Origin of the sequence: Solwaraspora sp. WMMA2065 (assembly GCF_030345075.1) — a bacterium.
Classification (GTDB): domain Bacteria; phylum Actinomycetota; class Actinomycetes; order Mycobacteriales; family Micromonosporaceae; genus Micromonospora_E.
Window position 1 is genome coordinate 1,201,020 of record NZ_CP128361.1, and the last position, 14,623, is coordinate 1,215,642.

At 67.7% G+C, this 14,623-nt stretch carries 10 protein-coding genes and 1 pseudogene; 7 read left to right on the forward strand and 4 right to left on the reverse strand.

The genetic code is table 11. The annotated features are described in order from the left end of the window. Positions 1 to 56: 56 nt before the first annotated feature. The 4 genes from O7610_RS05595 (at position 57) to ltrA (ending at position 4,772) form a co-directional block, all read left to right on the forward strand. Positions 57 to 629, forward strand: coding sequence for an ISAs1 family transposase (locus O7610_RS05595; protein ID WP_289212752.1), 573 nt, complete (start codon positions 57 to 59; stop codon positions 627 to 629). A gap of 192 nt (positions 630 to 821) precedes the next feature. After that, complete coding sequence (locus O7610_RS05600; RefSeq protein ID WP_289212753.1) at positions 822 to 2,141, forward strand: IS110 family RNA-guided transposase; 1,320 nt, start codon at positions 822 to 824, stop codon at positions 2,139 to 2,141. A gap of 143 nt (positions 2,142 to 2,284) precedes the next feature. Next, a complete protein-coding gene (locus O7610_RS05605) occupies positions 2,285 to 2,905 on the forward strand; it encodes an ISAs1 family transposase (protein WP_289213570.1) in 621 nt (206 codons plus the stop codon). 430 nt (positions 2,906 to 3,335) lie between these two features. Then, positions 3,336 to 4,772, forward strand: coding sequence for a group II intron reverse transcriptase/maturase (gene ltrA, locus O7610_RS05610; protein WP_281551635.1), 1,437 nt, complete (start codon positions 3,336 to 3,338; stop codon positions 4,770 to 4,772). Positions 4,773 to 5,154: 382 nt separating this feature from the next. On the opposite strand, the gene O7610_RS05615 is transcribed toward ltrA, so the two are convergent. Together O7610_RS05615 and O7610_RS05620 are read right to left on the reverse strand one after the other, a co-directional pair. Then, a complete protein-coding gene (locus O7610_RS05615; RefSeq protein ID WP_289212754.1) occupies positions 5,155 to 7,923 on the reverse strand; it encodes an ATP-binding protein in 2,769 nt (922 codons plus the stop codon). 194 nt (positions 7,924 to 8,117) lie between these two features. Further along, positions 8,118 to 8,932: pseudogene (locus O7610_RS05620) on the reverse strand (IS701 family transposase); the annotation flags it as partial. 607 nt (positions 8,933 to 9,539) lie between these two features. Here O7610_RS05620 and O7610_RS05625 point away from each other — a divergent pair. Genes O7610_RS05625 through O7610_RS05635 form a run of 3 tightly spaced genes read left to right on the forward strand, consistent with a single transcriptional unit; the run spans position 9,540 to position 12,226 of the window. Then, a complete protein-coding gene (locus O7610_RS05625; protein ID WP_281554672.1) occupies positions 9,540 to 10,379 on the forward strand; it encodes an alpha/beta fold hydrolase in 840 nt (279 codons plus the stop codon). Positions 10,380 to 10,427: 48 nt separating this feature from the next. Beyond that, a complete protein-coding gene (locus tag O7610_RS05630; RefSeq protein ID WP_289212756.1) occupies positions 10,428 to 11,123 on the forward strand; it encodes a GOLPH3/VPS74 family protein in 696 nt (231 codons plus the stop codon). A 26-nt stretch (positions 11,124 to 11,149) separates the two neighbouring features. After that, entirely contained in the window at positions 11,150 to 12,226 is a 1,077-nt protein-coding gene (locus O7610_RS05635) for an extracellular catalytic domain type 1 short-chain-length polyhydroxyalkanoate depolymerase (protein WP_281554673.1), read from the forward strand. On the opposite strand, the gene O7610_RS05640 is transcribed toward O7610_RS05635, so the two are convergent. Beyond that, positions 12,215 to 12,676 carry a reverse transcriptase domain-containing protein gene (locus tag O7610_RS05640; protein ID WP_353850371.1) on the reverse strand — a complete coding sequence of 154 codons (462 nt, stop codon included), beginning with the start codon at positions 12,674 to 12,676 and terminating at the stop codon, positions 12,215 to 12,217. The genes O7610_RS05635 and O7610_RS05640 overlap by 12 nt on opposite strands. A gap of 148 nt (positions 12,677 to 12,824) precedes the next feature. Further along, the gene (locus O7610_RS05645) at positions 12,825 to 14,213 is read right to left on the reverse strand and encodes an IS1380 family transposase (RefSeq protein ID WP_281550639.1); all 1,389 of its coding nucleotides are present in this window, start codon (positions 14,211 to 14,213) and stop codon (positions 12,825 to 12,827) included. Between the last annotated feature and the right edge of the window lie 410 nt (positions 14,214 to 14,623).

Below are 14,623 nucleotides of genomic sequence, written 5' to 3' on the forward strand. Positions count from 1 at the left end.
GTTGGTGATCATGAAGTTGCGAAGCCGCATGATCCCGAGGAAGACCGCACCCGCCGATGCCATCATCACCCACCGAGATTCTGCTGCCGCACCGACCCACCGATACGCCTCTCCCGGTAGCGGTCACTGACAGCGAGCAGCTCAGTCTGTTCGTCGCGTTGAGGGCGGTACCCGATCCGCGTGACCCGCGTGGCCGCCGCTACCCCCTGGTCAGCGTGCTCGCGGTCGCGGTGTGCGCGGTGCTGGCCGGGGCGTGCACGTTCGCCGCGATCGCCGACTGGGTACGCGACCTCGACCGCGCCGCGTGGGCGAGGCTCGGGTTCACCGATCGGGTCCCCGCCGCGACCACGGTGTGGCGACTGTTGATCCGCATCGACGCGCAAACGCTGTCGGCGGTACTGGCCCGCTGGCTGCGGGCACGCACCACACCGGACGGCGGGACCGGACGGCGGTGGCGCATCGTCATCGCCGTCGACGGCAAGGTCGTACGCGGTGCCCGGCTCCCCGACGGACGTCAGGTCCATCTGCTGTCGGCCTACGACACCAGCACCGGCATCGTGCTCGCCCAGGTCCAGATCGCCACGAAATCGAACGAGTCACCCTGTGCCGAGCACGCCGCTATGGCGTGAAAAACTGCGGTACGGTCGCCCGCCGACGCCGATGGGATCTTGGCACTTGAAGCCGTTAACGAGTCTGGCGCGGGGCCCGACCTCGATGGGTCGCACACTGTTGCTTCGAGCACGCCGGTCAGATTTCTTGGTTCCCGACCGTGGCCCACGGGCGACCTCCCACCCCCTTCTGCCCGTATGGAGCCCGGTGGCATGTCACGAGAACCTGAAGAGATCCACGACCCCGACCATGAGATCCGGTTGAGCCGGGTCGCGGCCATCGACGTCGCGAAGGCATCCGGCAAGGTCTGTACCCGGCTACCGCATCCGACTCAGCCTCACCGCAGGGTGACGCTGGTCTGGGACGTCGTGTCCACCAACGAGCTCTGCGCCTTGGCCCAGCGGTTGGTCACCGATCAGATCGAACGTGTCGTTCTGGAGTCGACCGGCGACTACTGGCGACCGTTCTACTACATCCTGGAAGCCCACGGGGTGACCGTGTGGCTGGTCAACGCCAACGACGTCAAGCAGGTCCCGGGCCGACCCAAGACCGACAAGCTCGACGCGGTCTGGCTGGCCAAGCTCAACGAGCGTGGGATGCTGCGGCCCTCGTTCGTGCCGCCGAAGGCGATCCGGGACATCCGCGACTACACCCGGCTGCGCCACGACCTCGTCGCGGACCGGACCCGCTACAAGCTGCGCTTGGACAAGCTGCTGGAAGACGCTTTGATCAAGCTGTCCACGGTGGCTACCAACTTCCTCGGGCTGTCCGGAAGAGCGATGATCGACGCTCTCGTCGCGGGTGAACGCGATCCCCGCCGACTGGCCGAGCTGGCCCTGGGCAAGCTACGGGTCAAACGTCCCGCTCTGGTTGAGGCGTTGACCGGCCGTTTCGACGACCATCACGCCACGATCGCTGCCGTCCTGCTGCAGCAGATCGATGCCCTTGACGTCGAGATCGACAAGCTCACCGTGATCATCGACCAGCTAATCGCCGCACTGCCTCCGACGGGTACTGGTGAGGACTGTCCTCCTGCGGCCCATCAGCCTTCGGTCTTGGAGCGGCTCGACGAGATCCCTGGTGTCGGACCTCGGGTCGCTCAGATCATCATCGCGGAGACCGGCGGGAACATGGCCCAGTTCCCCACCGCTGGCCACCTGGTGTCCTGGACGAAACTGTCCCCACGCACCATGCAGTCCGGGTCAAAGACCCGCCGCGGACCCACCGGCCGTGGCAGCCCCTACCTTAAAAGTGTGCTCGGTGACGCCGCCGCGGCAGCCGCCCGCACCGACACCTTCCTCGGCGAACGCTACCGGCGCCTGGTCAAACGCCGAGGCAAAGCCAGAGCCCTGGTCGCGATCGCCAGATCCATCCTGACGATCGTCTGGCACATCCTGGCCGACCCGACCGCTAGCTTCATCGATCTCGGCCCGGACCACTACGCCACCCATATCAACAAGCACCGCAAGACCCGTAGCCTCATCCGCCAGCTCGAAGCCCTCGGCCACACCGTTCAGCTCAACCCGGCCTGACCAGCACCACACCCAACGGACAAATTCAGAACCTCGTCGGGGCTGCGCCCCGACGCTGCCGCCTGCCCACTCACGGTTGTTTTTCCGGTCAGATCCCCGCGTTCACGCCCCTGCTACGCCTGGTCGCCGCCCAGCTGGGATCGCTGACCGACGTCCTGGTCGTCGCGGACGCCCTGCACGCCCAGACCGGACACGCCGAGTACCTGGCCGCCGCCGGCGGACATCTGATGGTCACGGTAAAAGCCAACCAGCCGACCACATTCGCCCAGCTCAAGACGCTGCCCTGGGCGCAGGTCCCGGTCGGAGCGCGGACCCGCGAGACCGGACACGGCCGCACGGAGACCCGCACCGTCAAGGCCGTCACCGTGGCGACCCCCGGCGGGCTCGGCTTCCCCCACGCCCAGCAGGCCGTCCGGATCACCCGGACCCGCACGGTCAAGGGCAGGACCAGCCGCGAAACGGCGTATCTGACCGTGTCCCTTCCCGCCGGAGCAGCCCAACCCGCCGACCTCGGCGCCTGGGCGCGAGCGGAGTGGCATATCGAGAACCGCCTGCACTACGTCCGCGACGTGACGTTACGTGAGGATGCCCATCGAGCCCGGACCGGCAACGGTCCCGCCGTCTTCGCCACACTCCGTAACACCGCGGTTGGCTACCACCGTGCCAACGGCGAACCCAACATCGCCCGCGCCACCCGACGCGCGAACCGACGCTCCACAGACCTCATCGACGCCGTGACCAGCAGTAATCCGACTACGCAATAGCGTGTGCCACGAACGAGGAATGGTGATCGCGATGTAGGAGCGATGTCAGGAATCGATGCTGTGCAGGAGATGAAGGTTTGGCCCTTCGGAGTCGCCTTTCGGGAGGAGGCTTCAAACCACCACATGCTGCGTTGGCTGAAGACCGTCGTGGTGAGCGATGTGGAAAAGGCGCCGTGAGAGGTGTCAGGTAGGGACCAGGAAGATGAGTGAAACCGAACCGCTGTTGACGTGTCGTTACGTTTTAGGTGGCATCAGAACCGTGGTCCTTGCTGTTGGCTGCGGGATGAGTCTGGCGGGTGCCCGATGACTGGCCAGGCGGTGCTCGGCATGGAGGCGGCATGAGCCTGGTCTGCGGCTTCTGCATGGAACGTGGGAAGGCGTGTCTCGATACCGCCCCGGGTAGCCGGGCGAGAGGGAGTAGCCGAGCGGGATGTGCCCGCGAGGTGTGAGTACCGATGCGAGACGCGCTGGCGGACCGGCCCGTAGTAGTGACGAAGCCCTGGTAATCGGGGTGGAGCGAAGGGGCCGGGCCATCCGCAGTTGGTTCGTCTGGTCAACCAGAACGCATAACGGTCTGGGAGGAACTGTGAGGAGCGAGCTGACATTGTCAGAGAAACCGTTAGAGATTTCAAAGTGGGAAGTCTGGGAAGCGTACGAAAGAGTCAAGGCGAACAAGGGAGCACCCGGAGTCGACGACGTCAGCTTGGGGGAGTTCGAGAAGGATCTGAAAGGAAATCTGTACAAGATCTGGAATCGGATGTCCTCGGGCAGTTACTTCCCGCCTCCGGTGAAAGCGGTGCGGATACCGAAACCGCAGGGTGGGGTCAGAACACTCGGTGTGCCCACTGTGGGTGACCGGGTGGCGCAGACCGTGGTGGCCCGCAGGATCGAGGAGAAGGTCGAACCGATCTTCCACCCCGACTCCTACGGCTACCGGCCGCGACGGTCGGCGCTGGACGCGGTAGCGGCATGCCGGCAACGGTGCTGGCGCTACGACTGGGTCGTCGATCTGGACGTCCAGGCGTTCTTCGACAGCGTCGACCACGACCTCATGATCAAAGCGGTGGAGGCGAACACCGACCTGCCGTGGGTACTGCTGTACGTCAAACGGTGGCTCATCGCCCCGATGCAGCAGCCCGACGGTAGCCTGCAACCCCGAGACCGGGGAACCCCGCAAGGGTCCGCGGTCTCACCCGTGCTGGCGAACCTGTTCCTGCACTACGCGTTCGACACCTGGATGGCCCGGACGTTCCCGTCCGTGCCGTTCGAACGCTACGCCGACGACGCGGTGGTGCACTGCGCCAGCGAACGCCAGGCGTACCTGGTGCGCCAGGCGATCGAGGACAGGATGGTCGAGGTCGGGCTGCGCCTGCACCCGGACAAGACCAGGATCGTGTACTGCAAGGACACCAACCGGCGAGGCGCCCATCCGGACACCTCGTTCACGTTCCTCGGGTACACGTTCCGTCCTCGCGGGGCCAAAGATCGTCGAGGGGACGTGTTCACCGCGTTCCTCCCGGCGGTCAGCAAGGACGCTCTCAAAAGACTCAGCCGTACCGTCCGGCGATGGCAGATCCACCGCCGGTTGGACCTCAGCTGGGCCGAACTCGCCGAGATGATCAACCCCGTCGTACGCGGGTGGATGAGCTACTACGGGCGGTTCTACCGCTCCGAGCTCAACACTCTCCTGGCGCGCATCAACTCCTACCTGGTGCGTTGGATCCGCAAGAAGTACCGGCGGCTACGACCCCGACGCAAGGCCCGAGTCGTGTGGGAACGCATCATCGCGCAACACCCGCGCTACTTCGCGCACTGGGCCTGGGTCCGTAACCCTCTGATGATGGCCAGGGTGGTACGAGCGGAGTGACGGGAGACTGTCACGCTCCGTTCCGTGGGAGCCCGGAGGTGAGATCCCTCCGGGCGACCCGACCCTGGCTCCTGGTTCGGCCTGAGGGCGACTCGGCGGCCAAATCGGTTGTGCGGCATGGTGTCGCAGGTTTCCAGGTCATGTCGGGATGAGGTCTTGCGATCCGAACCGCCGTCGGTCATCGGCGTATCGCCAGCCTCGCATCCGTGGCGACGGTTCGCGTCGGTGGAAGGTGCGGAGGCCCCGATCGGTCGCACCGTGCTGGCGCGGCGTATTAGCCCGGCGGACGCTGTCAAAGCAGCCGAACGCAGCTGGTGGATCGAGCACCGACGCCTGGCTGCCCGGCCTTCCCAGGTCTTCTGGCCGTGGTGTGCGCGGCTGGTCAGCGCAGCGGTAGTTCCTTGAGCTGCCGGCGGGAGGTGATCCCGAGCTTACGGAAGATGCTGCGCAGGTGGGCTTCGATCGTGCGAGGGCTCAGGAACAACTGTGCGCCAATCTCCCGGGAGGTGGCCCCGGTGGCGACCAATCGGGCGATGTGCAGCTCGTGGGTGGTGAGGGCGTGGGCCGGCTGGGTGGTGCGTTTGCGCGGGTGCTCACCGGTGGCGCGTAGCTCGCGGGCCGCTCGCTCGGCGAACGCTTCCACACCCATCTCCGACAGCAGTTGGTGGGCGGTGCGGAGTCTCTTGCGCGCGTCCTGGCGGCGGCCTTCGCGGCGCAGCCACTCGCCGTAGACGAGGTGAGCACGAGCCGTGTCGCTGGCCATCCGGGACTTTTCGAGCCGTTCGATCGCCTCGCGGTAGTTCTTCTCGGCATCGGGCCCGGTGCTGGCCAGCGCTCGTGAGCGCGCGGCCAGGCCGAGCGCCCATGAGGTGCCGTACGCATCCGCGCGTGAACTGAGCTGCTCCAGTGCGAGCGCCGCTCGTTCCGGTTCGCCGGCACGGACAGAAGCCTCGATGAGCTCGGGTAGGCCCGCGCTGCTGATCGACTGTTCGTCGGACCTGCACGCCCTCGCCGCAGCTTCCTGCGCGACCGAATAGTTGCCTAAGCCGTTGTGGAGCACCGCCATCGCGTACCGGGCGAGGGAGACCTCCACGCCCTCGTCGGGGTAGGTGCCATCGCTGGCTATGATGGCGTTGAGCGCGGTGGTCTCGGCCTGGTCGCCACGCCAGGCGTTGAGAATGACGCGACCATGGCGCAACGGCACGCCCCCGGTCGCCTGTGTGATCACTGTGGCCTCGGCCGCCAGCTCGTCAGCGTGGGCGAGATCGCCCATCAGGACCAACGTGATGGACAGGAAGTTCAGTGCGGCGGGGAGCGTCGCCAGCGCGCCGGCCTCACGAGCGAGCTGGACGTTGCGGCTGGCCAGCACATAGAGCAGCTCGTCGTCGAGGACCGTCACGGCGTTGCGGCCGGCCAGCCACAGCCAACGGTCGCTCTGGCTGGACTGCACAGATTCCGCCTGCGGGCAGTCGCGGAACGCTGCCAGTGCGAGCTGCAGCCGGGGCGCTCCTGCCGGATGTCCCCTTGTCAGGGTCGTCGCGAGCCCGTCGAGGAGTAGGTCTACCGGTCGCGGCGGCACCTCGGGCGCCGGGGCGGCCAGGGCCGCTTCGGCGATGCGTACCGCGTCGCCCCCGCCATTGATGATCGCCGCGTCCAGCGCATGTAGGTAGGTCTCGCGGGACAACGCGGCGTCCAACGGGGCGAACGCCTTGGCAGCATCCATCAGCATGTCCGGCACCTCGGTGCCGCGGTTCAGGTGGAACACGATCTGGGCTCGCAGCAGGTCGAGATGCGCGCGTTGCAGGGGAGCCAGCGGCCCGAGTGGCGCCGTCGTGAGCAGTTCCAGCGCGCTTTCGGAGGCGCCGGCTTCGTGCTTGGCGCGGGCGGCTTCCAGCGCCCGCCGGGCTCGGGTGGCGTGATCGGGAGTGAGGGTTGCCGCGTGCTGCAGGAACGCGGCTGCGGCGGCCAGCCCACCGCGGGCCCGCGCCCGGTCGGCTGATTGCTCAAGTTCGGCAGCGGCGTCCTCGTCGGTGCCCAAGATCGATTGTGCGCGGTGCCAGGCGCGCCGGTCCGGGTCGGTCTGCGGGTCGATGGCGGCGGCCAGAGCGCCGTGGGCGCGGCGGTGGTCGGGTGGCGTGGCGGCCCGGTAGACCGCCGAACGCGCCAACGGATGACAGAACCGCACCCGGATATCGATCTCGAGTAGCCCGACGGCTTCGGCTGCCTCGACCGCTTCGAGGGCGATGCCTAGCTCGGCGGCGGCGCGCCACAGCAGCGCCACGTCGCCGGTTGGCTCGGTGGCGGCGACCAGCAGTAGCAGCTGGGTGTCGGGGGGCAAGCTGCCGCTGCGGCGCCGGAATGCGTCCTCGACGCGGTGCGGAACGCTGAGGGTGTCGGGCAGCTCGAACCCGCCGGCCAGCTGTGTGGGACGGGTACTGCGGGGCAGCTCCAGCAGCGCCAGCGGGTTGCCGCGTGCCTCGGCGATGATCCGGTCGCGTACTCCAGCGTCGAGCGGTGCGTGGACGGCGGAGGCCAGCAGCGCTCCGGCGTCGGTGTCGTTGAGGCCGTCCAGCCGTAGCTCCGGCAGCTCGGCGAACGTGGTGACAGCGCTGTCGCCGACATCGCGCAGCGCGAAGAGTAAGGCGATTCGTTCGGCGGCGACTCGGCGTGCCACGAACGCCAGGATCTGCGCGGAGGCCTCGTCCAGCCATTGAGCGTCGTCGACGAGGCACAGCAGCGGCTGTTCCTCGGCGATCTCGGCCAGCAGGTTGAGGGTGGCCAGCCCGACCAGGAACCGGTCCGGTGCCGCTCCGGCGCGTAAGCCGAACGCTACGCCGAGGGCAGCCTGCTGCGGCTCGGGCAGCGCATCCGCGTGGTCCAGCAGCGGCGCGCACAGCTGGTGCAGACCGGCGAACGCGAACTGGTTCTCGGACTCCGCTCCGACCGAGTGTTCGACCCGGAACCCCGACGGAGATGCGGTATCGCGGGCGTGCTCCAGGATCGCGGTCTTTCCGATGCCCGCTTCCCCGCGCACCACGAGCGCCCCGCTGCGTCCGGCCTGTGCCTGGGCGAGTAGGTGTTCGACGGCGACGCGGTCTGCGCGCCGGCCCAGAAGGTTCGCCAGTTCGTTCTCACCTGAGTCCGTCGGCACCCGTACAACCAACTTAGAACGTAGGCGATTATCACCGATGCGTACCGCAGCCGCCAGTGTGGGGTCTCAACCGTGGCCGGCACGTCCGCCGACGCCGTTGTTGGTCCCGGTACGCCGCGGGCAGCGACCATCGACCTCGCGCACGGTGACGACCGGCGAAGGCATCAGGGGCTACTACGGCAGCCCGCCAGTTGCTAGTTGACCAGGGCGTATTCGCGGTTGAGGCGGGCGAGTTGGTGGTGCCAGCAGGTGCGGGTCTGGTGGCGTCGTCGCCAGGTGAACCAGTCGATGGCGTGGTCGGGTGGTTGTGGGTGGTGGAGGGTGCGGGCCTGGCACTGGTCCAGGCCGAGGTGGTCCTTGCCCAACTCGAAGCATTTCTCGACCGGCCACCGCAGGCCGGCGGCGCGGACCAGCCGCGACACGACCGCCGGCTGCTCTCGGGCACGTGGCAGTAGTGCATCGCCAGTTCCCCGGTGGCCAGGTGACGGCGCACGAGGAGGTGGTGCCGGGGTGAGGCGGTGGCGATCCACGCCCACGCGTACCAGCGATGTCCCTTCGACCCGGCGTCGGCCGAGCGGACATGCCAGCCGCGGCCGGACCCCGCCGCCAGTTCCGTGACGGCTTGCGCGCTGGTCAGCCGGTCACCGGACGGCATCTGGATCATGAAGGTCGAGGCGACCCGCAGCACGTACGCCTGTCCACGGGATTCGAGGAACCCCCGCGGCTCGGTGCAGTTGCCGTACACCTCGTCACCGCAGATCACGTCGAAGGTCAGCTCGTCGGCGTACGCGTGGGTGCACAGGTCGATCGCGAGTTGGCCCTTCGTGCGGAACTCCAGCCCTGGGGTCAGCCCCGTCCGCGCGGCGGTGGCCGGGTCGGTGATCTGCTCGGTGGGGATCCACTGCCGCGCGGCGATCAGGGCGTGGCCGGTCCGTTCCCGCACATAGGCCAGGTGCACTGTGTTGATGCCGTTGAAGACCCGACCGGCGCAGCCCATGTACTGCCGTTCACCCCGACCGTCGCCACGCCTTATGCCGAGTCGACGGTAATGCCGTGGTCGGTGCGGGATGGTCCACCTGCGGCGGCCGTTGCCGGTCGGGTCCAGGCTCATCAACGCCATGTACACGCACTTGAGTGCGGCCTGCTCGGACGGTGACAGCTAAGGGGCTTGTACCGACGCGAAGGCGTCGACGGTAGCGGGAGCCTGGTGTCAAGACGAAAGGAATCGCGATGTCAGCCAGACCCGTCATCGAAATCGACGAGCTGAGCATCAGGTACGGCGAATTCCACGCCGTCAGGAAACTCGCGTTCCAGATCGAGCGGGGAGTTCTACGCCCTCCTCCGTACCAACAGGGCGGGCAAGACCTCGATGCTCGAGGTCATCGAGGGCCAGCGGACGTCGTCAGCGGGCACGGCCGAGCACCCGCCTGGAACAGCGGAGTTTCACTCGCCGACTCCGTGCTCCTACTGGCTCCGACCTCGGCCTGGGCGGCGGTGGCGATCGTGTTGGCCGCGCGGATGGTCCGCTGGGAGCCCCGTGGACAAGCGCCGCACCACAACAACACCTCCAGCGCGGACGCCACCACGAAGTATCCGACGACAGAAGGGAAACGACGATGGGTCTCATCACCGTCGGGAAAGAGAACAGCACCCCGATCGAGCTGTACTACGAGGATCAGGGCGCAGGCCAGCCGGTTGTCCTCATCCACGGATATCCGCTCAACGGCCACAGTTGGGAGCTTCAGACGCGCGAGCTGCTTGCTGCCGGGTACCGGGTGATCACCTACGACCGACGCGGCTTCGGGAGCTCCTCGAAGGTTGGTTCCGGCTACGACTACGACACGTTCGCCGCTGACCTAAACACCGTGTTGGAGACGCTGGACCTGCGCGACGTCGTCCTGGTCGGCTTCTCGATGGGCACCGGTGAGCTGGCCCGCTACGTCTCGCGGTACGGCCACCAGCGGGTGACGAAGCTGGCGTTCCTCGCCTCGCTCGAACCGTTCCTGGTCGCCCGTGACGACAACCCAGAGGGCTTGCCGCAGAAGGTGTTTGACGGGATCGAGGCTGCGGCGAAAGGTGACCGATACGCCTGGTACATGCAGTTCTTCTCGGACTTCTACAACCTCGACGAGAACCTCGGCAGCCGGATCAGCCAGGAGACCGTCACCGGTAGTTGGAACGTAGCCGTCTCCAGCGCGCCGGTGGCGGCTTACGCCGTCGTGTCCTCCTGGATCGAGGACTTCCGCGAAGACGTCGAGGCGGTTCGTGCCAGTGGCAAACCGGCCCTGATCCTGCACGGCACCGCCGACAACATCCTCCCCATCGACGCCACCGCCCGGCGGTTCCGCCGGGCACTTCCCGACGCCGAGTACGTCGAGATCGAAGGCGCCCCACACGGGCTGCTCTGGACCCACGCCGAGGAGGTAAACGCCGTCCTGCGCACCTTTCTCGGCTGAGCGCACGGGCGAGTGACAACGCGCAAAGAGGACAGGGAAGGAACACCTATGGGCGAAAAGCCGATGTCGGCACGTAACGACCTACTCATCGTCGACGACCTTATGCTGCTCCTAATGGACGACGACGGCGCGTCGATCCAGTCGGCGGGCACCCTGTACTACACGCTTGGGGGCGCGGTGCTCACCGAGCTCGCGCTGCTCAATCGGATTCAGACTGACGACTCCGGGGGGTTGAACGGCCCGCGGGTCACCCCGGCTGGTGAGGGTCCGCTGCCCGACCCGCTGCTGCAGTCGGCCTACGACACCATCGCCGAGAAGACGCAGCGGGTGCAGCCGTTGCTCGTCACGCTCGGCGCCGACCTGTGGCAGGTGGTGGTCGACCGGCTCGTGGCCCGCGGCCTCCTGCGGCGTGAGGAGACGCGGGTGCTGCGCGTGTTCCGCTCCACCAGGTGGCCCGCGGCCGACGGGGAGCACGAGGCGCGGCTGCGAGCGCGGATCCGTCGGATCCTGGAGGCCGGCGAAGCTCCCGATCCCCGCACCGCTGCGATCATCGGGCTGCTCTTCGCCAGCGGCGCCATGCCCTCGCTGCGGCCCCCGTTGCCCTGGACGTCGACGACGGTGACCCGGGCCAGCGAGATCGCCTGCGGCCATTGGGGACCCGAGGCGGTCGCCATCGCGGTGACGCGCACCGCGGCGGCGATCGTCGCAGCCAGTGCTGCCGGCATGGCCACTACCAACAGGTGAGCACCGGTTGGCGAAAGGAGCACGAAATGCCCGCACTGGACCAGGCGCTCGAGTCCGATCAGCTGCGGTCCGACCGGCTTCGGCGGCGGCGATGGCCCTGGATCGCCTCCTGCGTCGCGCTGGTGCTCGCGGTCGGTGTCGGTGTCGGTGTCGCGGTCTTCCAGTTCGGCCTGCCATGGTGGATGGGGGAGGGAGATCGCAATCACAAGTACGAAAGCGACGTCGGCTCCCAGCGTTACCAGGTCCACCTACCGCCACAGTACGACGGCACCACCCGGTTGCCGGTGATCATGGCGATTCACGGGTGCGGGATGTCCGGGTACGGGTGGAACTCGATGAAGTTCACGACGCAGTTTAACAATTTGGCCGACCGCGAGGGCTTCATCGTGGTCTATCCCACGCAACGCCTGTTCCGCAACGCGGTCAACTGCTGGAACTCGGCTGATCCGCGGGAGCAGCACCGCTACGACGGAGAACCCGCGCTGCTCGCAGGCGTGGCTCGGCAGGTGGTCGAAGAGTACAACGCGGATCCGGACCACGTGCACGTCGCCGGCGCGTCCTCCGGGGCGGGGACCGCCGTCATCCTCGCGGCGACCTACCCCGACGTCTTCGCGACCGCGACGTCGGTCGCCGGTGGCGAGTATGGGCTGAACCAGGTGGACCCGGACGACCCCGGTGCCACACCGCCGGACTACACCGCACGTCAGGCGTGGTCCCAGATGGGCGACCGGGCGCGGCAGGTGCCGCTGCTCGTCATCCAGGGCGAGGAGGATGACGTCGTCCCACCAATCGTCGCAACTCGCCTCGTCGAGCACTGGATCGCGGTAAGTGACCTCATTGACGACGGTCTGCTAAACGAGAGTTTGGACCTTGTCGAAGAGACGGCGACGGTGCCTGCGGAACCGGGCAGGCATGCGTACACGCGCACCACCATCAGCACGCCCGACGGCACGTCTGTCGTCGAGTCGTACCTCGTCCGCAGTATGGGGCACGTCTGGCCAGGCCCTGCCGGTGACGGCCTCTTCACCGATGGCGCCGGCCCGGACGCCAGCGCCATCGTCTGGGACTTCGTCCGACGCCACCCGAGAGGATCACCGGCGTAAGTCCCAGGACCTGCCAACCGCCGTCGCGTCGGCGGGACCGCTGGGGATCCGGGCGAAGTGCTCGTCCAGGACCGACAAGGCCACGTTGCTCAGCAGCGGCGAAAGGATCGATCCCCGCGGGGTGCCGGTGTCGGTGGCTCGCGGCTGGCCGTCCTCACCGAGGATGCCAGCTTTGAGCAACGCCTTGACCAGGGCCAGGACGCGTCTGTCCGCGATCCGATCGCGCACCCGGTCCATCAGGGCCGTGTGGTCGATCTCGTCGAAGCACGCCGTGATGTCGCCTTCCACGATCCATTCGTAGCTCTTGGACGTGAGTAGACGGGTCTTGGCGATCGCGTCATGAGCCCGGCGCATCGGGCGGAACCCGTAGGAGCGCCGGTGGAATGGAGTCGGACCGGGGCGCGGTGCCGCCTTCTCAGCCTCGATCCACCGACGCGGTTGCCGCTGAATGTTGGTTGATCATTTCTGTATTGGGTGGTGCGGCGGGCGTGAGGGAGTCGCCGATCACGTGATCGGCTTGCTCCGAGGGTGAGTGTTCGGGGTGGAACGGGATTGTGGCCTGTGGTCGGGCCGCCTGGTTTCGGCTGGTGGGGTGTGGTCAGCCGGGTGCCGGCTGGACGGCGGTGAACAGGTTGTCGAACGCCGCCTGCCAGGGCCAGTACTCGGGCAGGTGTAGGTGGATGGTGCGGGCCCGGTGGGCGAGGCGGGCTGCGACGGTGATGATCCGGGTCCGGATGGTGGCGGGTCTGGCGGTCGACCAGGTGCCCGCGGCGAGGTGTCCGGCGGCGCGGGTGAGGTTGTGCGTGATCGCGGCGCAGGTCAGCCAGGCGTCGTTGGCGCTGAAGTGTCCGGAGGGCAGGTGGGCGAGGGGGCCGGCGATCAGGTCGGCGTTGACCTGCTCGATGATCGCGTGTTGCCGGTGCTGGGCTTCGGCCTGTACGAGGGTGTACGGGCTGTCGGTGAACACGGCGTGGTACCGGTAGGTCGGTAGGAGTTCGTCCTGGCCGGGGATCTGTTGCGGGTCGTCGCGGCGGACGCGGCGCACGATCAGCCGGGCGGTCGCCTCGTGTCGGGTGCCGGCGAACGCGGTGTACGTGGTTTCGGCGATCTGCGCGTCGGAGATCCACCGGCCGGCGTCTTCGTCCCGGACGGCCTGCGGATAGGTGATGTCGACCCACTGGTCGGCGGCGATGCCGTCGCACGCGGCGCGGATCTTCGGGTCGATGCGGCAGGTGACCGAGAACCGCACGCCACGACGCCGGCAGCCGCTGATCACCGTCTTGGCGTAGAACGCCGAGTCCGCTCGCACCATGATCTCCCCCGAAGCGCCGCATGCCCGGGCGGTCGTGATGGCCTCGGCGATCATGGTGGCGGCGCCCCGGGACGAGCCGGCGTTACCCGACCGCAGCCTCGTGGCGGCGATCACCGGCGCGGACAGCGGGGTGGACAGCGTCGCGACCAGGGGGTTGTAGCCGCGCAGGTAGACGTTGTAGCCGCCGACCTTGGCGTGGCCGAACCCGATGCCCTGCTTCTGCTTGCCGTACACCCGCCGCAGCATGGAGTCGATGTCCACGAAGCACAGGGTGTCGGCGCCGGTCAGGATCGGTGCCCGGCCGGTCAGACCGATCAGGGTGTCGCGGGCGGCGGCCTGTAACTGCCGTACGTGCCCGTGGGTGAACGTACGCAGGAACGACCCGAGCGTCGACGGCGCGTACACGCTGCCGAACAGCGACCGCATGCCACCGTGCCGGGCGATGTCGAGGTCGTCGATGCTGTCCGCGCCCGCGAGCATCCCCGCCACGACCGTGGCGACCTTCCCGGCGGGGTTCGCGCCCTTGTCCGTCGGCAGCCGCACCCGGTCGGCGACCGCGTCATGCAGACCGGCCTGCTCGGCCAGGCGCATCACCGGAACGAGACCGGCACACGACACCAGATTCGGATCGTCGAACGTCGCGCGCACCACCGGCGCGTCCTGGCGTATTCTCACCTGCGAGGTGCCCTCTCGAACCGAGCGATAGAAGCGTCAGAACTCCTATCCTTCCAGTTCAGAGGGCACTTTCTATAGCCGGGGTCCTGCCGGTCCGACCTTCATCGGTGGATCGAGGCTCAGACGGTCCGTTTCCCCAACCCGCTCCCCGAACCCAGCGTGCCGGTCGTCCCGGCACCGGGCTCTCCACAGGTGTACGGATGGGCGAGTTACGCCGATGCAGTTGCCGCATCCCACGGCGTGGGGATGTTCGACCCGCGATAGCGATATCGGGTGACCTGGACCTTGCGTTTCGTGGCCTCGAAGTTAGCCTCCGACAGAAGGTGTAGGCGCAGGCGGGCTTGCCTTCACGCGGCCGACGCTGGATGCGGAGGCCGAGAAAGTCGAAACCGCTGTCCACGTGGGTGATG